This window comes from Burkholderia sp. NLJ2 (genome assembly GCF_049487195.1).
In the GTDB taxonomy this organism is placed as follows: Bacteria; Pseudomonadota; Gammaproteobacteria; order Burkholderiales; family Burkholderiaceae; genus Burkholderia; species Burkholderia pyrrocinia.
Map to the genome: position 1 here is coordinate 572396 of NZ_CP137808.1, position 26790 is coordinate 599185.

Here is a 26790-nt window from a genome sequence, read left to right on the forward strand (position 1 = left end):
GCGAGTGTGGGGGGCGGAAGAGGTGGTTTCGCGGGCGGATCGCGAGTTTCTACGCGGCGGACGGACGCGGAGCCCCGGCGACGCGTGATGCGCGATCAGTCGATCCGCCGCACTCCGGCTTTGCCGCCGCACCGGAAAAGAAAAAGGCGCCCGAAGGCGCCTTCAATATGCTGCGGCTTGTCAGGCAAGCTGATTAGAACTTGTGACGGATGCCGACGCGTGCTGCGACCTGGTTGCTGGTGCTCGAACCTGCGAGACCGTTGATCGCTGCCGTTGCCTGAACGACATCGCCCTTGGCGTCGAGCGCGTTGCCCGAAGCGTGCTGGTACACGCCGATCACGTAGACGTCGGTGCGCTTCGACAGGAAGTAGTCGACGCCCAGCGAGCCCTGGTGGTACTTGGCTGCCGAGTTGCCGTCGATCTTGCTGCCTTGCGTGTAGTCGTACGCTGCGCCGAGAATCAGCGCCGGGGTCAACTGATACTTGAAGTTGATTTCGCCGTTGTTGAACGTCGCGGTCTGGTTCACGAACGGACCGACCGAGAAGCCCTTGAACTTCGTGTTCGAGTACGTCGCGCCGATCGTCGCTGCGCCGAACGTATAAGCGCCGCCTGCGCCGATAACCTGGTACGTGTTCGCGTTGTTCGCGTATGCGCCGTAGACCGGCGACGATACTGCCGTCGTCGCAGCCGTCGAGCCGTTGTTGAACATGCCGCCGAAGTTGCCCGGCGTGCGTGCGTTCAAGTAGCCGACACCCAAGACCAGCGGGCCGTTGTTGTAGCCTGCGCCGAGCGACCAGACCTGGTTCTTCGAGAACTGGCCTGCTTGGCCGCCGAAGCTGTACAAGCCGCCGAACGTGAAGCCGCCGTACGACGTGCTCGTGAACTTGACCGCGTTGTTCACGCGGTAGGCGTTGTTGAAGTTGTCGAGGTCGCCCGGGTGAGCCGCGATGTAGCCGCCCCACTGGTCGCCTGCCTCGAGCGGGCCGACGAAGTCGACGACGGAGTCGTACTGACGACCCAGCGTGACCGTACCGTATTGGCTCGACAGGCCGACGTAAGCCTGACGGCCGAACATCAGGCCGCCCTGGCCGAGCTTGCCGCTGTTCACGTCGAAACCGTTTTCGAGGGTGAAGATCGCTTTCAGGCCGCCACCGAGGTCTTCGGTGCCGCGCAGGCCGAAGCGGCTGCCTTGCATCACGCCGCTTGCCATGCTGTACAGGTGCTTGCCGCCCGCGTTGTTGTTGAAGAGCAGGCCTTCATCGATGATGCCGTAAAGCGTCACGCTGCTTTGCGCATGGGCAGCGCCAGCGAACGCGCCCAGCGCGACGAGCGCGAGAAGCGACTTTTTCATTAACGGATCTCCAAGAATCACTGAATTTTTTTGGCGGGGCGGATAGTTATGTTCTGTCGACGGGCCCCATCAACTTCACAAGAAGTCGCACGTAATGTAGCAAAACCGTTTTTTGCCACAAAGCGAAATGCCGCAGCTCAAGGCCGCCATGTTTCCTTTATGCAACAATGGTTAAAATCACGGGTTAACCGCAATTTCCGCTGAATAATCAAGTCGGTTACGCAGCGGACTCGTGCCCCTGCCGCTCGCAGCGGCACATGCAGCCAGGAGAACAGGATGGTGTTGGACGAACTGATCAACGAATTCGATCGCGGCCTGCGATCGCTGACCGGCATCAGCCGGATGAGCCGGCCGGTGCCCGCGCCGGCCGACGCGCCGGACGTCGAGTTGACGCCCGCGGAGCGTAAGCATGCCGCCGGGCTGATGCGCGTGAACCACGTCGGCGAAGTCTGCGCGCAGGCACTCTACCAGGCGCAGAAACTCACCGCGCGCACGGCTTCGGCGAAGGCGATGTTCGAGGAGGCCGCGCGTGAGGAGGAGGACCACCTCGCGTGGACCGCGCACCGTCTGAAAGAGCTCGATTCGCGCCCGAGCCTGCTGAACCCGCTGTGGTATGCCGGCGCGCTTGCGATCGGCGTGGCGGCCGGCACGCTTGGCGACAAGGTCAGCCTCGGTTTCATGGCCGAGACGGAGCGGCAGGTCGAAAATCACCTGGAAGGCCATATGTCGGAGCTGCCGGCGGCCGACACCGCGTCGCGCGCGATCGTCGACCAGATGCGTATCGACGAAGTGAAGCACGGCAAAGCCGCGACCGACGCCGGCGGGATCGAACTGCCGCTGCCCGCGCGGATGCTGATGCGCGCCGCGTCGAAAGTCATGACGAGCACTGCGTACTATCTGTGAGATTTGCGCCGGGGCGACGCGTGACGTCGCCCCGATTCGCCGCCCCCGATACCGCCCGTTTATTCCACGTTTTCCCGCCCCCGAAAGCCCCGTCGGCACGCCCGTCTGGCTCGTCTTTCTCACGTATCACCTTCACAAGTTGCACTAGCTCATTCATTTATAACGGTTTTTGGAATGAGGGGCCGCATGAGCATGTGCGCGTAAGTCCTTGTTCTAACTAACAAAATTCGTCAAAAAAGCGGGCCGCTCCCTTGACCGTGCCACACCCTTCCTCTAAAGTGGGAGACAGTGTGAGAAAGTGTATTTTTGTGTGATTTGGCGGGCTATTCCGGCTAAATTCTCAGCATTGGTCGGGTACTTCGGTGCCCTGAACGGGAGAGCGGAAAGTGTTCCAAGGGGCGTCGGCGCTGACGCTCGATGCGAAAGGGCGGATGTCGGTGCCGGCTCGCTATCGCGAAGCGCTGCAAGGACAGGCAGAAGGACGGGTGACTGTGACCAAGCACCCGGACGGCTGCCTGTTGCTGTTTCCGCGCCCCGAATGGGAAGTGTTCCGCGCCAAGATCGCCGCGCTGCCGATGGACGCGCACTGGTGGCGTCGAATTTTTCTCGGCAATGCGATGGACGTCGATCTCGACAGCGCGGGCCGGATTCTTGTATCGCCCGAGCTGCGCATGGCAGCCGGACTGGAAAAGGAAGTCATGTTGTTGGGAATGGGTAGTCACTTCGAGCTGTGGGATTCGCAGACCTACAACGCGAAGGAGCAGGCAGCGATGGCGCAGGGCATGCCCGACGCGCTGAAGAATTTCACGTTCTGATTGCGGTGACGGAGACGCCCGCGATGGGAAACGAATTGCAGCATCGGACAGTGCTATTGGATGAAGCGGTCGAGTCGCTCGTGACGCGGCCGGATGGCGTTTATGTCGACGGCACGTTCGGGCGCGGCGGTCACAGCCGCGCGGTGCTTGAGCGGCTGGCGCCGACCGGGCGGTTGATCGCGTTCGACAAGGATCCGAGGGCGATCGAGACGGCGCAGGGCATCGCGGATGCGCGCTTCTCGATCGTGCATGACAGCTTTGCATCGATGCGCGACGCGCTTGCGGCGCGCGGCGTCGAGAAGGTGTCGGGTGTGTTGCTGGACCTGGGCGTGTCCTCGCCGCAGGTGGACGATCCGGCGCGCGGCTTCAGCTTCCGCGCCGATGGTCCACTGGACATGCGAATGGATCCGACGCGTGGCGAGTCGGCGGCCGAATGGCTCGCGCGGGCTTCGGTGCAGGAATTGACGGAGGTGATACGAGATTATGGGGAAGAACGGTTTGCTTTTCAGATTGCAAAGGCGCTTGTTGCTCGCCGGGCAGAGTCCGACCGTCTTGGGCCTCTCGACACCACGGGCGAGCTTGCCCAAATCGTGGGTCACGTCGTCAAAACCCGTGAGAAGGGCAAGGATCCGGCAACCCGCACCTTTCAGGCTATACGGATTCACGTCAATCAAGAGCTTGCGGACCTGCAAGTCGTACTAGACGCGGCACTGTCGTTGCTGGAGCAAGGGGGGCGGCTGGTGGTCATCAGCTTTCATTCACTCGAGGACCGGATCGTCAAGCGATTCATGCAGGCACACGCCAGTGCGCCCGCGGTCGATCGTCGCCTGCCGATCCGTGCCGTCGACCTCCCGAGCCCGCCGCTCAAGATCATCAGTCGCCAGTTTCCGAGTGAAGCGGAAGTCGCCGCGAATCCGCGCGCCCGGTCCGCCGTGATGCGCATTGCGGAGCGCGTCACGCCATGAGCCGCTTCAATATCTTCCTGCTGATCATCGTGATGGGCTGCGCGCTGTCGGTCGTCAACTCGACGAACCAGCAGCGGCAGATCTTCATCCAGTTGCAGCGCGCGCAGTCGCAGGAGCGTCAGCTCCAGCAGGACTACGCGCAGCTTCAATATCAGCAGAGCGCGCTGTCGAAGACGTCGCGCATCGAGCAGCTCGCGAACGACTCGCTGAAGATGCAGCCGATCACGACCGGCCGCACGCAATACCTGACGCTGCCGCCGGGCGCCGCGAAGGCGATCGACGCGCCGATCCCTGCTTCCGCCGACGCGGCCGGCAAGGGCAAGGGGGGCGCGCGATGAAGCCGTCGCAAAAGCGCCAGAACGTGAAATTTACGTCGAGCCCCGTGCTGGGCGTGCATCTGCCGATGTGGCGCTCGAAGCTCGTCGTGTTCATGCTGTTCATGGCGTTCGTCGCGCTGGCCGCACGGGCGTTCTGGATCCAGGGGCCCGGCAACGCGTTCTACCAGAAGCAGGGCGAAAGCCGCTACCAGCGCACGCTCGAGCTGCCCGCGACGCGCGGCAAGATCCTCGACCGTAACGGGCTCGTGCTCGCGACGAGCCTGCCCGTACGCGCGATCTGGGCGATTCCCGACGCGGTGCCGGACGACCTCGACGCCGACAAGGTCAACCAGCTCGGCAAGCTCCTCGGCATGACGCCGAAGGAACTGCGCGTGAAGCTGTCGGAGGACAAGGGTTTCGTCTACGTAAAGCGCCAGGTGCCGATCGACATCGCGGACAAGGTCGCTGCGCTCGATATTCCGGGCATCTACCAGCGCAACGAATACAAGCGCTTTTATCCGGAAGGCGAGATCACCGCGCACCTGATCGGCTTCACGAACGTCGAGGACGAAGGGCAGGAGGGCGTCGAGCTCGGCGACCAGAAGATGCTGTCCGGCACGTCGGGCGTGCGCCGCGTGATCAAGGACCGGATGGGGCACATCGTCGAGGACGTCGCCGAGCAGATCCCGCCGCACAACGGGACCGACGTCGACCTGTCGATCGACAGCAAGATCCAGTACATCGCGTACGCGAACCTCAAGGCCGCCGTCGAGAAATTCAAGGCGAAGGCCGGCGCGGCGATGGTCGTCGACGTGCGCACCGGCGAGGTGCTCGCGCTCGTCAACTACCCGACCTACAACCCGAACGACCGCTCGCGCATGACGGGCGAGCAGTTGCGCAACCGGATCATGACCGACGTGTTCGAGCCGGGTTCGATCATGAAGCCGTTCACGGTGTCGCTCGCGCTCGACCTGCATCGCGTGACGCCGAACACGCTCGTCGAGACGGGCAACGGGCATTTCGTGCTCGACGGCGCGCCGATTACCGACGACGCGGGTTTCGGCACGCTGACGGTCGGGGGCGTGATCCAGAAGTCGAGCAACATCGGCGCGACGAAGATCGCGATGACGATGCGGCCCGAGGAAATGTGGAATATGTATACCGGCATCGGCCTCGGTCAGGCGCCGAAGGTCGGCTTCCCGGGCGCGGTGGCCGGCCGCCTGCGGCCGTGGAAGAGCTGGCGGCGCATCGAGCAGGCGACGATGTCGTACGGCTACGGCCTGTCGGTGTCGCTGTTCCAGCTCGCGCGGGCGTACACGGCGATCGCGCACGACGGCGAGCTGATGCCCGTGACCATTTTCAAGACTGACCCCAACCAGCAGGTCGTGGGCACGCAGGTGTTCAACCCGACCACCGCGCGCGAAGTGCGCGCGATGCTCGAGACGGTGGTCGCGCCCGGCGGCACGTCGCCGGACGCGGCGGTGCCGGGCTATCGCGTCGGTGGCAAGAGCGGTACCGCGTACAAGCATGAAGGCCATGGCTATACGCGCAAGTACCGCGCATCGTTCGTTGGCATGGCGCCGATGCCGAATCCGCGTATCGTCGTCGCGGTGTCGGTCGACGAACCGACCGCCGGCAGCCACTTCGGCGGCCAGGTGTCCGGCCCCGTATTCTCGGCGATCGCCGGCGACACGATGCGTGCGCTGAACGTGCCGCCGAACATGCCGATCAAGCAGCTCGTCGTGTCTGACGATTCGCCGGCAACACCTGCCGCACCGGGGCCGCAAAAGCTGGCCGCGGGTGGCGGTGCGAAGCATATGATCGTGTCCAGCACGACGCGTAATTCACCAGGAGTTGTTCGATGAGCGCCGCCCGCAGTTCCCATCCGGCGCATCAGCAGATCGCAGCCGCGCTTGCGTGGCTGCGTCAGCATGTGGCCCCCGCCGCGCAACTGCATGCCGACACGCGCAGCCTCAAGGCTGGCGACGTGTTTGTCGCGTATGCGGTCGACGGGGCAGACAACCGCGCCTTCATTGTCGACGCCGTCGCACGCGGTGCGGCCGCCGTGCTGTATCAGCCGGAAGGGCTGGCCGCCGCGCCGGCCGTGCCCGTCGCGTTGGCGGTGCCGGCGCTCGACCAGCTCGCCGGCGAGATCGCCAGCGGCTGGTACGGCGATCCGAGCGACAGCCTGCTTGCGGTGGGTGTAACGGGCACGAACGGCAAGACCTCGTGCACGCAATGGATTGCCGCCGCGCTGACGGCGCTGCACCAGCCGTGCGCCGTAATCGGCACGCTCGGCAGCGGGATGCCGGGCCAGCTCGTGCCGACGGGCTTCACGACGCCCGACGCGCCGCAACTGCAGCGCAGCCTTGCGCAGTTGCGCGACGCGGGTGCGAAGGCCGTGGCGATGGAGGTGTCGTCGCACGCGCTGCATCAGGGGCGCGTGAACGGTACCGCGTTCGACATCGCGGTATTTACGAATCTCACGCAGGATCACCTCGACTATCACGGCACGTTCGACGCGTACGAGACCGCGAAGGCGAAGCTGTTCGCATGGCGCGGCCTGCGCGCGGCGGTCGTCAACCGCGACGACGCAGCCGGCCAGCGCTTGCTCGAGAAACTGGCCGGCCGCGTACGCACGATCGCGTACGGGATCGGCGACGCGCAGGCGCCCGACGCCGATCGCGAACTGGTCGCGCTCGACGTGCGCGCCACCGCGACCGGCACGGCATTCCGGCTGCGTTCGTCGTGGGGCGACGCTGACGTCGAAGTCGGCACGCTCGGCACGTTCAACGTCAGCAACCTGCTCGCCGTGCTCGGCTCGCTGCTCGCGGCCGATGTGCCATTCGACGCGGCGCTTGCCGAGATCGAACGGCTCGAGTCCGTCAACGGCCGGATGCAGCGGCTCGGCGGCCGGCTGCAGAACGACGAACCGCTCGTCGTGATCGACTACGCGCACACGCCCGACGCGCTCGAGAAGACGCTCGACGCGCTGCGCCCGATCGCCGCGGCGCGTGGTGGCCGGCTTGTCTGCATGTTTGGCTGCGGCGGCGATCGCGATGCGACGAAGCGGCCGCTGATGGGCGCGATCGCGGAACGGCTCGCCGACGAAATCGTCGTCACGAGCGACAACCCGCGCAGCGAAGATCCGCAGCGCATCATCGACCAGATCGTCGCGGGCATGACCGCGCCCGATCACGCACGCCGGATCGAGGATCGCGCGAGCGCGATCCTGCAGGCCGTGCGGGGCGCCGCACGCGAAGATGTCGTCGTGCTGGCCGGCAAGGGCCACGAAGCAACGCAGGAAATCATGGGCAAGAAGCGTACGTTCTCCGACCAGGATCACGCGCGGCTCGCGCTGGCAGCGCGAGCGACGCACGGCAAGGGAGGCGGCGAATGACGATGCTCAGTCTCGGCGAAGCCGCCCGCCTGATTCCCGGCGCAACCGTTCACGGCGATGCGACCGTCACGTTCGACCGAGTGTCGACCGACAGCCGCACGGTCGGCCCGGGCGACCTGTTCGTCGCGCTGAAAGGCGAGCGCTTCGATGCGCACGACTTCCTTGGCGATGTCGCCGCGCGCGGCGCTGCCGCGGCGCTGGTCGCGCACGTGCCGGCGGGCCTCGCGATGCCGGCGATCGAAGGCGGCGAAACGCGTGCCGCGCTCGGCGCGCTCGCGCACGGCTGGCGCAAACGATTCCCGGTGCCGCTCGTCGCGGTGACGGGCAGCAACGGCAAGACGACCGTCAAGGAAATGATCGCGTCGATCTTCGCGGCGGCGGTCGGCGCCGACGCGCGGCTCGCGACGGCCGGCAACCTGAACAACGACGTCGGCCTGCCGCTGACGCTGCTGCGCCTGTCGGCCGCGCATCGCCTCGCGGTGATCGAACTCGGGATGAACCACCCGGGCGAGACCGAGATCCTCGCGCGCCTCACGGCGCCGACGGTCGCGCTCGTCAACAACGCGCAGCGCGAGCACCAGGAATTCATGGCGACGGTCGAAGCCGTCGCGCTCGAACACGCGGCCGTGATTCACGCACTGCCGCCGGACGGCGTCGCGGTGTTCCCGGCCGACGACGCGTACGCGGGCATCTGGCGCGTCGCGGCGACCGGCAACCGGATCCTCGATTTCGCGCTGCACGATGCCGAACGGCAGAACGACGCACAGGTCACGGGCCGTCTTCACGGCGGCGAACTCGCGATCGACACGCCGGCCGGCGCCGTCACGGTGCGGCTGCGTGCGCTCGGCGAGCACAACGCGCGCAACGCGCTGGCCGCGACGGCCGCGGCGCTGGGCGCCGGCGTCGCGCTGTCGGCAATCAGGCAGGGCCTCGAATCGTTCGAACCGGTCAAGGGCCGGCTGCAGGTGAAGCACGCGATCGCGGGCAGTCTCGCGGGCGCGACGGTCGTCGACGATACGTACAACGCGAACCCCGATTCGATGCGCGCCGCGATCGACGTGCTCGCAGCGCATCCGGCGCCGCGCGTGCTGGTGATCGGCGACATGGGCGAGGTCGGCGACGAAGGGCCGGCATTCCATCGCGAGATCGGTGCATACGCGCGCGAGCGCGGGATCGACGCGCTGTTCGCGCTTGGCGATGCATCGCGCGATGCGTGTACGGCATACGGCGACACGGCCCGCCGTTTCGGCGACGTCGGCGCGCTCGTATCGGCGCTGCTCGCGGCGGGCTACGACGCGCAGGCAACGGTGCTCGTGAAGGGCTCGCGGTACATGAAGATGGAGCGCGTGGTCGACGCGCTGACGAACCAACCCGCGGCGGGCACGGCGCCCGCTGCACACTGAGTAGAAGGAAGGAAGCATGCTGCTGGCGCTGGCGCAATGGCTGCAAGGAGACGCAAGCTTTTTGCGCTTGTTCACGTACCTCACGTTCCGGGCGGTGATGGCCACCATCACCGCGCTGGGGATCGGGCTCGTGTGCGGACCGTGGGTGATCCGCAAGCTGACGCAAATGAAGGTCGGGCAGGCCGTGCGCAAGGACGGCCCGCAGACTCACCTCGTCAAGTCCGGCACGCCGACGATGGGCGGCGTGCTGATCCTGATCGGCATCGCGGTCGCGACGCTGCTGTGGGGCGACCTGACGAACCGTTTCATCTGGATCGTGATGCTCGTCACGTTCGGTTTCGGTGTGATCGGCTGGGTCGACGATTACCGCAAGGTCGTCCACAAGGACCCGCGCGGGATGTCGTCGCGCGAGAAGTATTTCTGGCAGTCGGTGATCGGGCTGTTCGCGGCCGTCTACCTCGCATTCAGCGTGTCCGAGGCGAACAACGTGCGCGTGTTCGACCTGTTCATGGCGTGGGTGAGGAGTGGCCTGTCGATGGGGCTGCCGGCACGCGCCGACCTGATGCTGCCGTTCCTGAAGTCGATCAGCTACCCGCTCGGCGTATGGGGCTTCATCGTGCTGACCTACTTCGTGATCGTCGGCGCGAGCAACGCGGTGAACCTGACCGACGGCCTCGACGGTCTCGTGATCATGCCGGTCGTGCTGGTCGGTGCGTCGCTCGGTGTGTTCGCGTACGTGATGGGCAGCGCGGTCTATTCAAAATACCTGCTGTTCCCGCACATCCCGGGCGCGGGCGAACTGCTGATTTTCTGTTCCGCGATGGGCGGGGCAGGGCTCGCGTTCCTCTGGTTCAACACGCACCCCGCGCAGGTGTTCATGGGCGACGTGGGCGCACTGGCGCTCGGCGGCGCGCTCGGCACGGTCGCGGTGATCGTGCGCCAGGAAATCGTGCTGTTCATCATGGGCGGCATCTTCGTCGCGGAAACGCTGTCGGTGATGCTGCAGGTTTCGTGGTTCAAGTACACGAAAAAGCGCTACGGCGAAGGGCGGCGCCTGCTGAAGATGGCGCCGCTGCATCACCATTTCGAATTGTCCGGCTGGAAGGAAACGCAGGTGGTGGTGCGTTTCTGGATCATCACGCTGATGCTGTGCCTGTTCGGTCTGACCACCCTCAAGTTGCGGTAAAGGAAAGGTAACAAGGATGTCTGGCGAGATGTTTGGAGATCGGCAACGGCCGATGGTGCTCGTACTGGGGCTCGGGGAATCGGGTCTCGCGATCGCGCGATGGTGCGCGAGGCACGGGTGCCGGCTGCGAATTGCCGATACCCGCGAGGCGCCGCCCAACCTTGCCGCGCTGCAGGCCGAAGGCATCGATGCGGAATTCGTCGGCGGGGCGTTCGCGCCCGCGCTGCTCGACGGCGGCGTCGAGATCGTCGGGCTGAGCCCTGGCCTGTCGCCGCTCGAGCCGGCGCTCGCGGCGCTGGTCGCGGCCGCGAACGAGCGCGGGATCGCGGTGTGGGGCGAGCTGGAATTCTTCGCGCAGGCGCTGCGCGCGCTCGGCACGAGCGGCTACCAGCCGAAGGTGCTCGCGATCACCGGCACCAACGGCAAGACCACGACGACGAGCCTCACGGGCCTGCTGTGTCAGCGCGCGGGCAAGCAGGTCGCCGTCGCAGGCAACATCAGCCCGGCGATGCTCGACCGGCTCGCGGGCGCGATCGACGAAACGGCGCTGCCCGACGTGTGGGTGCTCGAACTGTCGAGCTTCCAGCTCGAGACCGCGCGCACGTTCGCGCCGGATGCGGCCGCGATCCTCAACATCACGCAGGACCACCTCGACTGGCACGGCAGCTTCGATGCGTACGCGCAGGCAAAGGGCCGGATCTTCGGCGCGACGACGACGCGCGTGCTGAACCGCGACGATGCAGCCGTGATGAAGTCCGCGCCGGCAGCGGGCGTGGCAGACGCGCCGCGCACGGTCACGTTCGGCCTGAACGAGCCGACGCAGGACGGCGACTACGGACTGTCGCGCGACAACGGCATTGCGTGGCTGGTGGAAGCCGTCGATCGCGACGCGCCGGATGAAGCGGCGCCGACCCGTCGGCGCAAGCGCGATGCCGCGCATACGCCCGACATCGCGCAGAAGCGCCTGATGCCGGCCGATGCGCTGCGCATCCGCGGGCTGCACAACGCGGCGAACGCGCTGGCCGCGTTCGCACTCGCGCGTGCAATCGACCTGCCGGCCGCGCCGCTGCTGCACGCGCTGCGCGAATACCGCGGCGAGGCGCATCGCGTCGAAGTGATCGCGACGATCGACGACGTGGACTACGTCGACGACAGCAAGGGCACGAACGTGGGCGCGACGGTTGCCGCACTCGACGGGCTCGCGCAGAAGATCGTGCTGATCGCCGGTGGCGACGGCAAGGGTCAGGATTTCGCGCCGCTGGTCGCGCCGGTCGCGCGCTGGTGCCGCGCGGTGATGCTGATCGGCCGCGACGCACCGGCGATTCGCGACACGCTCGCCGAAACGGGCGTGCCGCTCGCCGATCATGCGACGCTCGAAGGCGCGGTGCACGCGGCGGCCGACCTGGCGGAGCCGGGTGACGCGGTGCTGCTGTCGCCCGCGTGCGCGAGCCTCGACATGTTCAGGAACTACGCCCATCGCGCGGATGTATTCCGTGCGGCGGTCGACGAAATCGCCATCGACAAAGGAGCGACGCCATGAGCTGGTCCGATCGCCTCGTCTCCCGTTTCAACGATCGGCGCGATGCCGGCGGCAACGCCGCGGGCGGCCGCGTCGCGTCGGCCACGCGCGCCGCGACGGGCGGCCTCGCGAGCGTCGTCAATGGCGTGCGCCCGAGCCGTTCGCGGATGCTCGATTTCGACTACTCGCTGCTGTGGGTGGCGATCGCGTTGCTCGGGCTTGGCGTCGTGATGGTGTACTCGGCGTCGATTGCGATGCCCGATTCGCCGAAATACGCGTCGTATCACGATTACGCGTTCCTGATGCGCCACTGCGTGTCGCTCGTCGTCGCGTTCATCGCGGCGGTGATCGCGTTCCGCGTGCCCGTGTCGACGTGGGACAAGTACGCACCGCATCTCTTCCTGATCGCGCTCGTCAGCCTCGTGATCGTGCTGATCCCGCACGTCGGCAAGGGCGTGAACGGCGCACGCCGCTGGATTCCGCTCGGCATCACGAACATGCAACCGTCGGAAGTCATGAAGCTCGCGGTGACGATCTACGCGGCGAACTACACGGTGCGCAAGCAGGAATACATGCAGAGCTTCGCGAAGGGCTTCCTGCCGATGGCTTGCGCGGTGGGCCTCGTCGGCGCGCTGCTGCTGCTCGAGCCGGACATGGGTGCATTCATGGTGATCGCTGCGATCGCGATGGGCGTGCTGTTCCTCGGTGGCGTGAACGGCAAGCTGTTCGGCGGCCTCGTCGCAACGGCGGTCGGCACGTTCACGATGCTCGTATGGCTGTCGCCGTGGCGTCGCGAGCGGATCTTCGCGTATCTCGACCCGTGGGACGAGCGCTACGCGCAGGGCAAGGCCTACCAGCTCACGCACTCGCTGATCGCGTTCGGCCGCGGCGAATGGTTCGGCGTCGGCCTTGGCGGCAGCGTCGAGAAGCTCAATTACCTGCCCGAAGCGCATACCGACTTCATCCTCGCGGTGATCGGCGAGGAACTCGGTTTCATCGGCGTGATGGTCGTGATCCTGCTGTTCTACTGGATCGTGCGCCGTGCGTTCGAGATCGGCCGTCAGGCGCTCGCGCTCGACCGCACGTTCGCGGGGCTGACGGCGAAGGGCATCGGTATCTGGTTTGGCGCGCAGGCGTTCATCAACATGGGCGTGAACCTCGGGCTGCTGCCGACCAAGGGCCTGACGCTGCCGCTGGTGAGCTACGGCGGTTCCGGCATTCTGCTGAACTGCGTTGCGCTCGCGGTGCTGCTGCGGGTCGACTATGAGAACCGGGTGCTGATGCGGGGAGGGAAGGTATGACCGCGTCGCGACGCACGCTGATGGTGATGGCAGGCGGCACCGGGGGCCACGTGTTCCCGGGGCTCGCTGTCGCGCACCGGATGGAAGCGGCGGGCTGGCGCGTCGTGTGGCTCGGCAATCCGGCCGGGATGGAGGCGACGCTCGTGCCGAAGCACGGCATCCCGATGGAGTACGTGCGGTTCGGCGGACTGCGCGGCAAGGGCCTGAAGACCAAGCTGACGCTGCCGCTCAACCTGCTGCGCGCGTGCTGGCAGAGCCTCGGCGCGTTGCGCCGCGTGCGGCCGGACGTCGTGCTCGGGATGGGTGGCTACATCACGTTCCCGGCGGGCGTGATGACCGCGCTGTCGGGCCGTCCGCTCGTGCTGCACGAACAGAATTCGATCGCGGGCCTGACGAACAAGGTGCTCGCGAAATTCGCGAAACGCGTGCTCGTCGCGTTCCCTGGCGCACTGCCGCACGCGGAATGGACCGGCAACCCGATTCGCACGGAACTTGCGCGCACGGAACCGCCCAAAGCACGCTATGCATCGCGCAGTGGCTCGCTGAACGTGCTGGTCGTCGGCGGCAGCCTCGGCGCGGCCGCGCTGAATGAAGTCGTGCCGCGCGCGCTGGCGATGCTGGCGCCGGGCGAACGCCCGCGGATCGTGCACCAGGCGGGCGCGAAGCATATCGACGCGCTGAAGGCGAATTACGAAGCGGCCGGTTTCGCGGCCGGCGAGGACGTGCGGCTCGTACCGTTCATCGACGACATGGCGGCCGCGTATGCGGCGGCGGATCTCGTGATCTGCCGGTCGGGCGCAATGACGGTGTCGGAGATCGCGGTGGTGGGCGTGGCAGCGCTGTTCGTGCCGTTCCCGTATGCGGTCGACGATCACCAGACGACCAACGCCGCGTTCCTCGCCGATGCGGGCGCGGCGGTGCTGGTGCAACAACGCGACCTGTCGGCGGATTTGCTCGCCGACTGGCTGCGCGGCCAGACGCGGGCATCGCTCGCGGACATGGCGGAACGTTCGCGCTCATTGGCGAAGCCGGAGGCCACCGATGAAGTCGCGCGCATTTGCGCGAAAGTGGCCGGCGCGAACCTGGAAATATTGCAATGAAACACATCGTCAAACACATTCATTTCGTCGGAATCGGCGGCGCGGGCATGAGCGGCATCGCCGAAGTGCTCGTCAACCTCGGCTACGAGGTCAGTGGCTCGGACCTGTCGCGCAACGCGGTGACCGATCGTCTCCAGGCGCTCGGCGCACGGATCGCGATCGGCCACGACGCGGCGAACATCGAGGGCGCGAACGCGGTCGTCGTGTCGACGGCCGTGCGCTCGGACAACCCGGAAGTGCTGGCCGCGCGCCACCAGCGCGTGCCGATCGTGCAGCGCGCGGTGATGCTCGCGGAGCTGATGCGCCTGAAGCAGGGGATCGCGATCGCCGGCACGCACGGCAAGACCACGACGACGAGCCTCGTCGCGAGCGTGCTCGCGGCGGGCGGCCTCGATCCGACCTTCGTGATCGGCGGGCGGCTGATCAGCGCAGGCGCGAACGCGCGGCTCGGCACCGGCGATTTCATCGTCGCCGAGGCCGACGAGTCGGATGCGTCGTTCCTGAACCTGTATCCGGTTATCGAAGTCATCACGAACATCGACGCCGATCACATGGACACCTACGGCCACGATTTCGCGCGGCTCAAGCAGGCGTTCATCGAATTCACGCAGCGCCTGCCGTTCTACGGCAGCGCGGTCGTGTGCGTCGACGATCCGAACGTGCGGCAGATCATCCCGTTCATCTCGAAGCCGGTCGTGCGCTACGGCCTGTCGCCGGACGCGCAGGTGCGCGCGGAAGACATCGATGCGCGCGACGGCCGGATGTATTTCACGGTGATCCGCGAAGGGCGCGCGCCGCTCGCGGTCGTGCTGAACATGCCGGGCCTGCACAACGTGCAGAACGCGCTCGCGGCGATCGCGATCGCGACCGACCTCGGCGTGGCGGACGACGCGATCCAGCAGGCGCTGGCGGAATTCAACGGTGTCGGCCGGCGCTTCCAGCGTTACGGCGAGGTGCCGACCGCGGACGGCGGCCAGTACACGCTGATCGACGATTACGGCCATCACCCGGTCGAGATGGCCGCGACGATCGCGGCCGCGCGCGGCGCGTTCCCGGGCCGCCGCCTCGTGCTGGCGTTCCAGCCGCACCGCTACACGCGCACGCGCGACTGCTTCGACGATTTCGTCAACGTGCTGTCGACGGTCGATGCGCTGGTGCTGACGGAAGTCTACGCGGCCGGCGAGGCCGCGATCCCGACGGCCAACGGCGACGCGTTGTCGCGTGCGCTGCGCGCGGTCGGGAAGGTTGACCCGGTGTTCGTCGCGACGGTCGACGACGTGCCGGACGCATTGGCGAAGGTCGCGCAGAACGGCGACGTGGTGATCACGATGGGCGCGGGTTCGATCGGCGGCGTGCCGGCGAAGCTCGTGCAACACACACAACAGAAGGCATGACATGAGCGGGATCGATCCGAAACGTTTCGGCAAGGTGGCGGTGTTGTTCGGCGGCGAGTCCGCCGAGCGCGAGGTGTCGCTCACCTCGGGCCGGCTCGTGCTGCAGGGCCTGCGTGACGCGGGCGTCGATGCGCATCCGTTCGACCCGGCCGAGCGGCCGCTGTCGGCGCTGAAGGACGAAGGTTTCGTGCGTGCGTTCAACGCGCTGCACGGCGGCTACGGCGAGAACGGCCAGATTCAGGGTGCGCTCGATTTCTACGGGATCCGCTACACGGGCAGCGGCGTGCTCGGGTCGGCGCTCGGCCTCGACAAGTTCCGCACGAAGCTCGTGTGGCAGCAGACGGGCGTGCCGACGCCGCCGTTCGAGACGGTGATGCGCGGCGACGACCTCGCGGCGCGCGCGCCGGAAATCGTCGCGAAGCTCGGCCTGCCGCTGTTCGTGAAGCCGGCGAGCGAGGGCTCGAGCGTCGCGGTGCTGAAGGTGAAGACGGCCGACGCGCTGCCGGCCGCGCTCGAGGAAGCCGCGACGCACGACAAGATCGTGATCGTCGAGAAGAGCATCGAAGGCGGTGGCGAATACACCGCGTGCATCGCCGGCGATCTCGATCTGCCGCTGATCAAGATCGTGCCGGCGGGCGAGTTCTACGACTACCACGCGAAGTATGTCGCCGACGATACGCAGTACCTGATCCCGTGCGGCCTGCCGGCCGAACAGGAAGCGGAGCTGAAGCGCATCGCGCGCCGCGCGTTCGACGTGCTCGGCTGCACCGACTGGGGCCGCGCGGATTTCATGCTCGACGCGGCCGGCAATGCGTATTTCCTGGAAGTGAACACGGCCCCCGGGATGACCGACCACTCGCTGCCGCCGAAGGCCGCGCGCGCGGTCGGCATCAGCTATTCGGAGCTGGTCGTGAAGGTGCTGTCGCTCACGCTCAACGACTGACGCAGGAACGGAACGACGTATGTGGAACAACGTTCGCCAACTCAACCTTGCCGCCAGCGCGCTGTACGCGCTGCTGCTGCTCGTGTTGGCGGCGGCCGGCTGCTACTGGCTGATCCAGCGCCCGACGTTCGCGCTGCGGGAAATCCGGATCGACGGCGACACCGAACACATCAACTCGCCGACGGTGCGCGCGGGCGTGGTCGGCCGGCTGAAGGGCAATTTCTTCACGGTGGATCTCGACACGGCGCGCGCCGCGTTCGAGCAGATGCCGTGGGTGCGCCATGCGAGCGTGCGCCGGGTGTGGCCGAATGCGCTGGCTGTCACGCTCGAGGAGTACAAACCGCTCGGGACCTGGGGCAGCGACCAGCTCGTGAGCGTCGACGGCGAACTGTTCACCGCGAACCAGGGCGAACTGGACAAGGAACTGCCGGCGTTCGACGGTCCGGAGGGCAGTGCGAAGGAAGTCGTCACGCGGTATCGCGACTTCGGGAAATGGTTTGCGCCGCTGAAGGCGGCGCCGGAAGAAGTGACGCTGTCGGCGCGGTACGCGTGGACGGTGAAGCTGTCGAACGGCATGCAGGTCGAGCTGGGCAAGGAGCGCAACAGCGAATCGCTGCATGACCGGAGCCAGCGCCTTGTCGCCGCCTGGCCGGCCGTCACGGAGCGTTGGGGCAACGACATCGAGTACGCGGACCTGCGCTATCCGAACGGATTCGCGATTCGCGCGGCAGGCATGCGGTTCCTGACCGATACCGACAAGCGCAAGAAGTAACGAGAGATCACACGCAAGAGCACTTTATGAGCAAAGACTACAAGGATCTGCTGGTTTCCCTCGACATCGGCACGTCGAAGGTGGTGGCCATCGTCGCCGAGCTGAAGGGCGAGGGTCACTACGAGGTGATCGGTCTCGGCCAGAGCGAGTCGAAGGGTCTGAAGAAAGGTGTGGTGGTCAACATCGAGGCCACCGTGCAGTCGATCCAGCGCGCGCTCGAGGAAGCCGAGCTGATGGCCGACTGCAAGATCACCAACGTGTTCACGGGGATCGCGGGCAGCCACATCCGCAGCTTCAACTCGAGCGGGATGGTCGCGATCAAGGACAAGGAAGTCACGCAGACCGACGTCGCACGCGTGATCGAGACCGCGAAGGCGATCAACATCCCGACCGACCAGCAGGTGCTGCACATCCTCACGCAGGAATTCATCATCGACGGCCAGGAAGACGTGCGCGAGCCGATCGGGATGAGCGGCATCCGCCTCGAGGTGAAGGTGCACATCGTGACGGGCGCGGTGAGCGCCGCGCAGAACATCGTCAAGTGCGTGCGCCGCTGCGGGCTGGAAGTGAACGACCTGATCCTGCAGCCGCTCGCGTCGTCGCTGGCCGTGCTGACGGAAGACGAGAAGGATCTCGGCGTGGTGCTGGTCGACGTCGGCGGCGGCACGACGGACATCGCGATCTTCGCCGAAGGCGCGATCCGCCACACCGCGGTGATTCCGATCGCCGGCGACCAGATCACGAGCGACATCGCGATGGCGCTGCGCACGCCGACGCCGGATGCGGAAGACATCAAGGTCGGCTACGGGATCGCGAAGCAGGCGCTCGCCGATCCGGACGAGATGGTCGAAGTGCCGGGTCTCGGCGAGCGCGGCCCGCGCACGCTGTCGCGCCAGGCGCTCGCGGCCGTGATCGAGCCGCGCGTCGAGGAGCTGTTCTCGCTCGTGCAGCAGGTCGTGCGCGAGTCGGGTTACGAAGAACTGCTGAGCTCCGGCGTGGTCATTACCGGCGGTGCCGCGATGATGCCGGGCATGGTCGAGCTCGGCGAAGACATTTTCCTGAAACCGGTGCGCATCGGCGCGCCGGAGTATGCAGGCGGCCTCTCCGACGTCGTGCGCAATCCGCGCTACTCGACGGCGATGGGGCTGCTCGTCGAAGGCAGTGCCCAGCGCATGCGTGGCCGCAAGGTCGCCGTGCAGTCCGGCAACGCGGGGCAGGTGTTCTCGCGGATGAAGGAATGGTTCCTGAGCAACTTCTGACGAACCGAATCGAAATTCGCGCTGGTGCCGGCGGCTGGCGCGCGACAGGGGGTTGCCCGATCTCCTGCCGAATAACGGCCGATTAGCAGTCATTCTCTTGACGGAGGCAACATGGAATTCGAAATGCTGGAAACCGAGACCAACGGCACCATCATCAAGGTGGTCGGCGTTGGCGGCGCTGGCGGCAATGCCGTACAGCACATGATCAACCGCGGCGTGCAGGGCGTCGACTTCATCGTGATGAACACGGACGCCCAGGCGCTGTCGCGTTCGCGCGCATCGTCGGTGATCCAGCTTGGCAACACGGGCCTCGGCGCCGGTGCGAAGCCGGAAATGGGCCGTGCGGCAGCGGAAGAAGCGCGTGAGCGCATCGCCGACGCACTGCGCGGCGCGCACATGGTGTTCATTACGGCCGGCATGGGCGGCGGTACGGGCACGGGCGCGGCACCGGTGGTCGCGCAGATCGCGAAAGAGATGGGCATCCTGACGGTCGGTGTCGTCAGCAAGCCGTTCGAGTTCGAAGGCGGCAAGCGCATGCGCGTCGCCGAAGCAGGTTCGCAGCAACTGGAGGATCACGTCGACTCGCTGATCGTCGTGCTGAACGACAAGCTGTTCGACGTGATGGGCGACGACGCCGAGATGGACAAGTGCTTCCAGTGCGCGGACGACGTGTTGAACAACGCGGTCGCAGGCATCGCTGAAATCATCAACGTCGATGGCCTCGTGAACGTCGACTTCGAAGACGTGAAGACGGTGATGGGCGAGCAGGGCAAGGCGATGATGGGCACGGCGACGGTCGCCGGCGTCGATCGCGCACGCCTCGCGGCGGAACAGGCCGTGGCGAGCCCGCTGCTCGAAGGCGTCGATCTGTCGGGCGCGCGCGGCGTGCTGGTCAACATCACGTCGAGCCGTTCGCTGCGCCTGTCGGAAACGCGCGAAGTGATGAACACGATCAAGAGCTACGCGGCGGAAGATGCCACGGTGATCTTCGGTGCGGTGTACGACGACGCGATGGGCGATGCGTTGCGCGTGACGGTCGTGGCGACGGGTCTGGGCCGTGCGGCGAAGAAGCAGCAGTCGGCTCCGATGACGCTGCTGCGCACGGGTACGGACAACCAGCCGGTCAGCGCGGTGTCGCACGGCTATGCGCAGCCGCATCACGTCAGCACGGCCGACTACGGCGCGCTCGATACGCCGGCGGTGTGGCGCAACTCGCGCGAAACCGCGGCATCGCACGTGCAGGCGCTGCAGGAGAAGGGTGTCGACACGTACGACATCCCGGCTTTCCTGCGCAAGCAGGCTGACTGACGCAAACACAGGCGAAGCCGCGGCGAAATCGCCGCGGTATCGCCGGCGTGACGGATGCTACGGACCACGACAGGCCGCGTCGGATGCGACGCCGGGCCGGGAAACGTGCCCTCTTCGCTCAAGCGGGGCGGGATGGGCCGTGCTGTCCGCAACACGCTGAAAAACCGTATCGCTATGAGGGACCAGCCATGATTCAAGTGGGCGACGCGCTGCCCGACGCGCAGTTGTTCGAGTTCATCGACGACGCGCGCGAAGGGTGCACGCTGGGGCCGAATGCCTTCAGCGTGCACGACCAGGTTGCGGGAAAGCGGGTGGTGATCTTCGGATTGCCGGGCGCTTTCACGCCGACCTGCTCGGCGCAGCATGTACCGGGCTACGTCGAACACGCCGAGCAACTGCGCTCGGCGGGTATCGACGAGATCTGGTGCGTGTCCGTCAACGACGCATTCGTGATGGGCGCATGGGGACGTGATCTGCACACCGCGGGCAAGGTGCGCATGATGGCGGACGGTAGCGCGGCTTTCACTCATGCGCTGGGGCTGACGCAGGATTTGTCCGCGCGTGGCATGGGAATTCGTTCCCTGCGCTACGCGATGGTGATTGACGGCGGTGTGGTCAAGACGCTGGCCGTCGAGGCGCCGGGCAAATTCGAAGTGAGCGATGCGGCGAGTGTTCTCGCGACGTTGACGTCCTGATCGTGCGGTGCGCCGTTGCCTGCCGGCAACGCTGCTCACCGGCCTCAGGGCAGTTGTAACACGGGCTGATGACCGGAAACGCCTCCGTTCCGGGCATCGGCCCGTCCCGTATCGGCGCGGGTAAACTGCCGAAACAGATTGATACGCAGTTTCAAACAGCGTTGAATAGGGAATTACGCTATAATCCCGTCTATCGAATATAACTCCTGATTGATATCTTCAATCAAGACGAAGAACACCATGCTGAAGCAGCGCACCATCAAATCGATCGTGAAGACCGTGGGTATCGGTCTCCACTCGGGCCGCAAGATTGAACTGACGCTCCGTCCCGCCGCGCCGGGCACGGGCATCGTCTTCTCGCGCATCGACCTGCCTACGCCCGTCGACATTCCCGCATCGGCGATGTCGATCGGCGACACGCGGCTCGCGTCGGTGCTGCAGAAGGATGGTGCGCGCGTGTCGACGGTCGAGCACCTGATGTCGGCATGCGCCGGCCTCGGCATCGACAACCTCTATGTCGACGTGACGGCCGAGGAAATCCCGATCATGGACGGCAGCGCGGCGACCTTCGTGTTCCTGATCCAGTCCGCCGGCATCGAGGAGCAGAACGCGCCGAAGCGCTTCATCAAGGTGACGAAGCCGGTTGAAATCCGCGACGGCGACAAGTTCGCACGTCTCGATCCGTATTTCGGCTTCAAGCTGAAGTTCTCGATCGACTTCCGCCACCCGGCCGTCGACAAGACCGGCCAGGAGCTCGAGGTCGACTTCGCGAATACGTCGTACGTGCGCGAAATCGCGCGCGCACGCACGTTCGGCTTCGCGCACGAAGCCGAGATGCTGCGCGAGCTGGGCCTGGCGCGCGGCGGCAGCATGGACAACGCGATCGTGCTCGACGAATACCGGATCCTGAACAACGACGGGCTGCGCTATGACGACGAGTTCGTGAAGCACAAGATGCTCGACGCGATCGGCGACCTGTACGTGGTCGGCCATCCGCTGCTGGCGTCGTACACCGCATACAAGTCGGGGCACGGGCTGAACAACGCGCTGTTGCGCGAGCTGCTCGCGCACGAAGACGCATACGAGATCGTCACGTTCGACGATCCGCAGGCTGCGCCGAGCGGCTTCGCGTTCGACGCGCAGACTGCGTTCGCCTGACCGGCGTTCCGCATCAGCGATAAAAAACGGCCTGCGGGCCGTTTTTTTATTGGCAGGCTGCCGGCGGCGGCGCGCTCAGCGCGGCGATTTCGCGCCGTGCCGGGCCGCCATTCGCGCGAGCGCGGCCTGCAGCGGCGACTGTTCGAGGTGATCGGCGAGGTCGCGCAATGCGGCGGCACCGACCGAGGTCATCCGCGCCTGCTTCACGTGCGGCGGCTCCGGCGCGTCCTTCGGACGTACGCGCACGCGCAGCGTCGCGACGGGCCAGCCGCGCTTCTGGAGATCGCCGAGCAGCCGCGGCTCGACCTGCCGCAGTCGCGCGGCCAGCGCATTGTGCGCGGCAAAGAGGGTCAGGGTGCCGTCCTTGATGAAGCCCGGATCGACATGATTCGCAAGATAGTCGGGCAGGAGCGCGGACAGATCGCGCTGCAGCGACGCGATTTGCTCGACGCCGGCGCGCAGCGCCGTGAACGCGTCGGTGCGGCCGAGCACTTCGGACACGGGTTGCGGGCGATGCGCGGCGAGCGGGCCGAAACGCTTGGAAAATCGGTTCATCGAGGCATTCTTCGGGCGCGCACGCGCGCGGACGTTGACGCCGATTGTACCCGCGCCGGCCTGCCCACGGGCGGCTTTCGCCCGGTCCGCCCGGCCGTCGGCGCGCAATGCCCGTCCGGCCGAGACACGGGCGCACGCGTTCCCGCGTGCTAAAATTCACCGTTTGAGTCCACTAATTCGCTAAGCCGCCGAGGCTCGGGCGTCGGGGCGCGCAACACGCGCCGGGCGCCGGTGCTGCGACGCAGGATCCGATCCGATGACAACCGGTTTTCTCCAGAAAATTTTTGGCAGCCGCAACCAGCGGCTCGTCAAGCAATACCAAAAGACCGTCACGACGATCAATGCGCTCGAAACGCAGATCGAGAAGCTGACGGACGACCAGTTGCGCGGCAAGACGGACGAATTCCGCCAGCGGGTTGCGGCCGGCGAGTCACTCGACAAGCTGCTGCCCGAAGCGTTCGCGGTCTGTCGCGAGGCGAGCCGCCGCGTGCTGAAGATGCGGCACTTCGACGTGCAGATGATCGGCGGCATGGTGCTCCACTACGGCAAGATCGCGGAAATGCGCACCGGCGAAGGCAAGACGCTCGTCGCGACGCTGCCCGTGTACCTGAATGCGCTGGCCGGGCGCGGCGTGCACGTCGTGACCGTCAACGACTACCTCGCGCAGCGTGACGCCGAATGGATGGCGCGCCTCTACAACTTCCTCGGTCTGTCGGTCGGCATCAACCTGTCCGGCATGGAGCACGACCAGAAGCAGCAGGCGTACGCGGCGGACATCACGTACGGCACGAACAACGAGTTCGGCTTCGACTACCTGCGCGACAACATGGTCTACGAGACCGACGCACGCGTGCAGCGGGCACTGAACTTCGCGGTCGTCGACGAAGTGGACTCGATCCTGATCGACGAGGCGCGCACGCCGCTGATCATCTCGGGCCAGGCCGAGGATCACACCGAGCTGTACGTGCGGATGAACGCGCTGCCGCCGCTGCTCGAGCGCCAGATCGGCGAGGAGAAGGCGGACGGCACGGGCGTCGAGAAGCCGGGCGACTACACGCTCGACGAGAAGTCGCGCCAGGTGTTCCTGACGGAACTGGGCCACGAGAAGGCCGAGCGGCTGCTCGCCGAATGGGGCCTGATCGGCGATGGCGAGAGCCTGTACGCGCCGCAGAACATCACGCTGATGCACCACGTGTACGCGGCGCTGCGCGCTCACACGCTGTTCCACAAGGACCAGCACTACGTCGTGCAGAACGGCGAAGTGGTCATCGTCGACGAATTCACGGGCCGCCTGATGGCCGGCCGCCGCTGGTCCGACGGCCTGCACCAGGCCGTCGAGGCGAAGGAGCATGTGAAGATCCAGAGCGAGAACCAGACGCTCGCATCGATCACGTTCCAGAACTACTTCCGGATGTACGCGAAGCTCGCGGGCATGACGGGTACCGCGGACACCGAAGCGTACGAATTCAACGAGATCTACGGTCTCGAGACGGTCGTGATCCCGACCAACCGTCCGCCGAAGCGGATCGACAAGCAGGACCAGATCTACAAGACGGCCAAGGAGCGCTACGACGCGGTGATCCGCGACATCCGCGACTGCTACGAGCGCGGCCAGCCGGTGCTGGTCGGCACGACGTCGATCGAGAACTCCGAGCTGCTGTCGCACCTGCTGAAGCAGGCCGGCCTGCCGCACGAAGTGCTGAACGCGAAGCAGCACGAGCGTGAAGCGGCGATCGTCGCGGAAGCCGGCCGTCCGAACCGCGTGACGATCGCGACCAACATGGCCGGCCGCGGCACCGACATCGTGCTCGGCGGCAACGCCGAGAAGCAGGCTGCGTTCATCGAGGCCGACGAAGCGATCCCGGCCGACGAAAAGGCGCGCCGCATCCAGCAGCTGCACGACGAGTGGGAAACGCTGCACGAGCAGGTGAAGGCCGCGGGCGGCCTGCACATCATCGGCACCGAGCGCCACGAATCGCGCCGGATCGACAACCAGTTGCGCGGCCGAGCGGGCCGCCAGGGCGATCCGGGCTCGTCGCGCTTCTACCTGTCGCTCGACGATCCGCTGCTGCGCATCTTCGCGGGCGACCGCGTGCGCTCGATCATGGATCGCCTGAAGATGCCGGAAGGCGAGGCGATCGAGGCCGGCATCGTCACGCGTTCGATCGAGTCCGCGCAGCGCAAGGTCGAAGCGCGCAACTTCGACATCCGCAAGCAGCTGCTCGAATACGACGACGTGTCGAACGACCAGCGCAAGGTCATCTACCAGCAGCGCAACGAACTGCTCGAAGCACACGACATCACCGAGACGATCACCGCGATGCGCCACGGCGTGATTGCCGAGGTCGTCCGCCAGTTCGTGCCGGAAGGCAGCATCGAGGAGCAGTGGGACGTGCCCGAGCTCGAGGAAGCGCTGCGCAACGACTGGCAGCTCGACCTCGCGATCCAGGAAATGGTGAACGAGTCGTCGTCGATCACGGCCGAGGAGATTCTCGACGCGGTGATGACGGCCGCCGACGAGCAGTACGATGGCAAGGTCGCGATGGTCGGCCGCGAATCGTTCAGCGCGTTCGAGCGTTCGGTGATGCTGCAGACGGTCGACCGCCTGTGGCGCGAACACCTCGCGGCGCTCGACCACCTGCGTCAGGGCATCCACCTGCGCGGTTATGCGCAGAAGAACCCGAAGCAGGAATACAAGCGCGAAGCGTTCGAGCTGTTCGCCGCGATGCTCGAGGCGATCAAGCAGGAAGTCACGCGGGTCGTGATGAACGTGCAGATCCAGTCGCCGGAGCAGCTCGAGGAAGCGGCCGAGCAGATCGAAGAGCGCAGCAGCCATCTCGAGAACGTCGAGTACCAGCACGCCGAGTTCGCCGAAGCCGCCGCGCCGGTGGCCGGCGGGGCGGCCGTCGCGGCCGCGGCGGCGACAGCCGACATGGTCGACAGCGCGATGCTCCACAGCGGCCCCGGCGGCGAGATGCCGAAGGTCGGCCGTAACGATCCGTGCCCGTGCGGCAGCGGCAAGAAGTACAAGCACTGTCACGGGAAGCTGTCATGATCGACGGCGGCATGCGTCACGCGTGCCGCTTCGTTCGCAGCTTCGAGTGAGTGATGTGAGTTGCGGCGGCCCGCGTGCGCGGCCGCCGGTTCTTCCAATCGATGCCGGCACGTGCCGGCATTTTCCATCCGGCAGGTGTGCCCCATGGCTGTCAATTTTCCGTCGATCGATCCCGCCCAACTGCATCCCGTCGCCGGCGTCACGCTCGGCTGGGCGGAAGCGAACATCCGCAAGCCGAATCGCAAGGACGTGCTGGTGATCTCCGTCGAAGAAGGGGCGACGGTCGCGGGCGTGTTCACCGAAAACCGTTTCTGCGCCGCGCCGGTCACCGTGTGCCGCGAGCACCTGGCGAAGGTGCGCGCGGGCGGCGCGGGCATCCGTGCACTGGTCGTGAACACGGGCAATGCGAACGCGGGCACCGGCGAGCCGGGCCTCGTGAACACCCGCGAGACCTGCACGGAACTCGCACGCCTCGCGGGCATCGAGCCGGCGCAGGTGCTGCCGTTCTCGACCGGCGTGATCCTCGAGCCGCTGCCGATCGACCGCCTGAAGGCCGGCCTGCCGGCCGCGCTCGAGAACCGCAAGGCCGCGAACTGGTTCGACGCCGCGCAGGCGATCATGACGACCGACACGCTGCCGAAGGCCACGTCGCGCCAGGTCGCGATCGACGGCCACACGGTCACGCTGACGGGCATCAGCAAGGGCGCCGGCATGATCAAGCCGAACATGGCGACGATGCTCGGCTTCCTCGCGTTCGATGCGAACGTCGCGCAGCCGGTACTGGACACGCTCGTGAAGGAAGTCGCCGACCGCTCGTTCAACTGCATCACGATCGACGGCGACACGTCGACGAACGACTCGTTCATCCTGATCGCGTCGGGCAAGAGCACGCTGCCCGCGATCACGTCGACCGATTCGCCGGCCTATGCGGCGCTGCGCGATGCGGTGACGGAAGTCGCACAGGTGCTGTCGCAACTGATCGTGCGCGATGGCGAAGGCGCAACGAAATTCATGACGGTGCAGGTCGAAGGCGGCAAGAGCGTCGCCGAATGCCGTCAGATCGCGTACGCGATCGGCCATTCGCCGCTCGTGAAGACGGCCTTCTACGCATCCGACCCCAACCTCGGCCGGATTCTCGCGGCGATCGGTTATGCGGGCGTCGCGGATCTCGACGTAGGCAAGATCGACCTCTATCTCGACGACGTGCTCGTCGCGAAGGCGGGCGGCCGCAACCCGGCCTACCAGGAAGAGGACGGCCAGCGCGTGATGAAGCAGAGCGAAATCACGATCCGTGTGCTGCTCGGCCGCGGCGACGCGCAGGCAACCGTGTGGACGTGCGACCTGTCGCACGATTACGTGAGCATCAACGCGGATTACCGCTCCTGATCGGA

22 protein-coding genes are annotated in these 26790 nt (G+C 66.3%); 20 read left to right on the forward strand and 2 right to left on the reverse strand.

The annotated features are described in order from the left end of the window. Positions 1 to 193 precede the first annotated feature (193 nt). Positions 194 to 1351 carry a porin gene (locus tag R9B84_RS02625; protein ID WP_423759108.1) on the reverse strand — a complete coding sequence of 386 codons (1158 nt, stop codon included), beginning with the start codon at positions 1349 to 1351 and terminating at the stop codon, positions 194 to 196. 276 nt (positions 1352 to 1627) lie between these two features. On the opposite strand from R9B84_RS02625, the gene coq7 reads away from it, so the two are divergent. From coq7 to lpxC, 18 genes are all read left to right on the forward strand, one after another. Continuing rightward, complete coding sequence (gene coq7 / locus R9B84_RS02630; protein ID WP_423759109.1) at positions 1628 to 2254, forward strand: 2-polyprenyl-3-methyl-6-methoxy-1,4-benzoquinone monooxygenase; 627 nt, start codon at positions 1628 to 1630, stop codon at positions 2252 to 2254. 386 nt (positions 2255 to 2640) lie between these two features. Continuing rightward, positions 2641 to 3069 (forward strand): division/cell wall cluster transcriptional repressor MraZ, encoded by a 429-nt coding sequence (gene mraZ, locus R9B84_RS02635; RefSeq protein ID WP_006487094.1) that lies wholly within the window; start codon positions 2641 to 2643, stop codon positions 3067 to 3069. 23 nt (positions 3070 to 3092) lie between these two features. Then, positions 3093 to 4034 carry a 16S rRNA (cytosine(1402)-N(4))-methyltransferase RsmH gene (gene rsmH, locus R9B84_RS02640; protein WP_342308585.1) on the forward strand — a complete coding sequence of 314 codons (942 nt, stop codon included), beginning with the start codon at positions 3093 to 3095 and terminating at the stop codon, positions 4032 to 4034. Continuing rightward, positions 4031 to 4372, forward strand: coding sequence for a cell division protein FtsL (gene ftsL, locus R9B84_RS02645; protein WP_085042299.1), 342 nt, complete (start codon positions 4031 to 4033; stop codon positions 4370 to 4372). The genes rsmH and ftsL overlap by 4 nt, the downstream gene beginning before the upstream one ends. Next, positions 4369 to 6216, forward strand: a complete 1848-nt coding sequence (locus R9B84_RS02650; protein WP_423759110.1) for a peptidoglycan D,D-transpeptidase FtsI family protein — start codon at positions 4369 to 4371, stop codon at positions 6214 to 6216. The genes ftsL and R9B84_RS02650 overlap by 4 nt, the downstream gene beginning before the upstream one ends. Next, entirely contained in the window at positions 6213 to 7751 is a 1539-nt protein-coding gene (locus tag R9B84_RS02655) for a UDP-N-acetylmuramoyl-L-alanyl-D-glutamate--2,6-diaminopimelate ligase (protein ID WP_423759111.1), read from the forward strand. The genes R9B84_RS02650 and R9B84_RS02655 overlap by 4 nt, the downstream gene beginning before the upstream one ends. Further along, positions 7748 to 9154 (forward strand): UDP-N-acetylmuramoyl-tripeptide--D-alanyl-D-alanine ligase, encoded by a 1407-nt coding sequence (locus tag R9B84_RS02660; protein WP_423759112.1) that lies wholly within the window; start codon positions 7748 to 7750, stop codon positions 9152 to 9154. Before R9B84_RS02655 ends, R9B84_RS02660 begins: the two co-directional genes overlap by 4 nt. A gap of 16 nt (positions 9155 to 9170) precedes the next feature. Further along, entirely contained in the window at positions 9171 to 10340 is a 1170-nt protein-coding gene (gene mraY / locus R9B84_RS02665; protein WP_047899715.1) for a phospho-N-acetylmuramoyl-pentapeptide-transferase, read from the forward strand. Between the two features lie 28 nt (positions 10341 to 10368). Further along, positions 10369 to 11880 carry a UDP-N-acetylmuramoyl-L-alanine--D-glutamate ligase gene (gene murD, locus R9B84_RS02670; protein WP_423759113.1) on the forward strand — a complete coding sequence of 504 codons (1512 nt, stop codon included), beginning with the start codon at positions 10369 to 10371 and terminating at the stop codon, positions 11878 to 11880. Next, positions 11877 to 13160, forward strand: a complete 1284-nt coding sequence (ftsW, locus tag R9B84_RS02675) for a putative lipid II flippase FtsW (protein ID WP_047899717.1) — start codon at positions 11877 to 11879, stop codon at positions 13158 to 13160. The genes murD and ftsW overlap by 4 nt, the downstream gene beginning before the upstream one ends. Then, entirely contained in the window at positions 13157 to 14260 is a 1104-nt protein-coding gene (murG, locus tag R9B84_RS02680; protein ID WP_423759114.1) for an undecaprenyldiphospho-muramoylpentapeptide beta-N-acetylglucosaminyltransferase, read from the forward strand. Before ftsW ends, murG begins: the two co-directional genes overlap by 4 nt. Beyond that, a complete protein-coding gene (murC, locus tag R9B84_RS02685) occupies positions 14257 to 15654 on the forward strand; it encodes a UDP-N-acetylmuramate--L-alanine ligase (protein ID WP_423759115.1) in 1398 nt (465 codons plus the stop codon). Before murG ends, murC begins: the two co-directional genes overlap by 4 nt. 1 nt (position 15655) lies before the next feature. After that, positions 15656 to 16597, forward strand: a complete 942-nt coding sequence (locus R9B84_RS02690; protein WP_048251126.1) for a D-alanine--D-alanine ligase — start codon at positions 15656 to 15658, stop codon at positions 16595 to 16597. Between the two features lie 19 nt (positions 16598 to 16616). Beyond that, positions 16617 to 17369: a cell division protein FtsQ/DivIB gene (locus R9B84_RS02695; protein WP_047899721.1), complete on the forward strand. Its 753-nt coding sequence runs from the start codon at positions 16617 to 16619 to the stop codon at positions 17367 to 17369. A gap of 26 nt (positions 17370 to 17395) precedes the next feature. Beyond that, positions 17396 to 18628: a cell division protein FtsA gene (gene ftsA / locus R9B84_RS02700; protein ID WP_034182640.1), complete on the forward strand. Its 1233-nt coding sequence runs from the start codon at positions 17396 to 17398 to the stop codon at positions 18626 to 18628. Positions 18629 to 18739: 111 nt separating this feature from the next. Continuing rightward, entirely contained in the window at positions 18740 to 19936 is a 1197-nt protein-coding gene (gene ftsZ, locus R9B84_RS02705; RefSeq protein ID WP_006477012.1) for a cell division protein FtsZ, read from the forward strand. Positions 19937 to 20124: 188 nt separating this feature from the next. Continuing rightward, positions 20125 to 20631, forward strand: a complete 507-nt coding sequence (locus R9B84_RS02710) for a peroxiredoxin (RefSeq protein WP_423759116.1) — start codon at positions 20125 to 20127, stop codon at positions 20629 to 20631. Positions 20632 to 20871: 240 nt separating this feature from the next. Further along, entirely contained in the window at positions 20872 to 21789 is a 918-nt protein-coding gene (gene lpxC, locus R9B84_RS02715) for a UDP-3-O-acyl-N-acetylglucosamine deacetylase (RefSeq protein WP_047899723.1), read from the forward strand. Positions 21790 to 21864: 75 nt separating this feature from the next. On the opposite strand, the gene R9B84_RS02720 is transcribed toward lpxC, so the two are convergent. Continuing rightward, positions 21865 to 22344 carry a DciA family protein gene (locus tag R9B84_RS02720; protein ID WP_423759117.1) on the reverse strand — a complete coding sequence of 160 codons (480 nt, stop codon included), beginning with the start codon at positions 22342 to 22344 and terminating at the stop codon, positions 21865 to 21867. Positions 22345 to 22600: 256 nt separating this feature from the next. Between R9B84_RS02720 and secA the strand changes: the two genes are divergently transcribed. Then, positions 22601 to 25399, forward strand: a complete 2799-nt coding sequence (gene secA / locus R9B84_RS02725; protein ID WP_423759118.1) for a preprotein translocase subunit SecA — start codon at positions 22601 to 22603, stop codon at positions 25397 to 25399. 144 nt (positions 25400 to 25543) lie between these two features. Next, positions 25544 to 26785, forward strand: coding sequence for a bifunctional glutamate N-acetyltransferase/amino-acid acetyltransferase ArgJ (argJ, locus tag R9B84_RS02730; RefSeq protein WP_423759119.1), 1242 nt, complete (start codon positions 25544 to 25546; stop codon positions 26783 to 26785). The last annotated feature ends 5 nt before the right edge of the window (positions 26786 to 26790 follow it).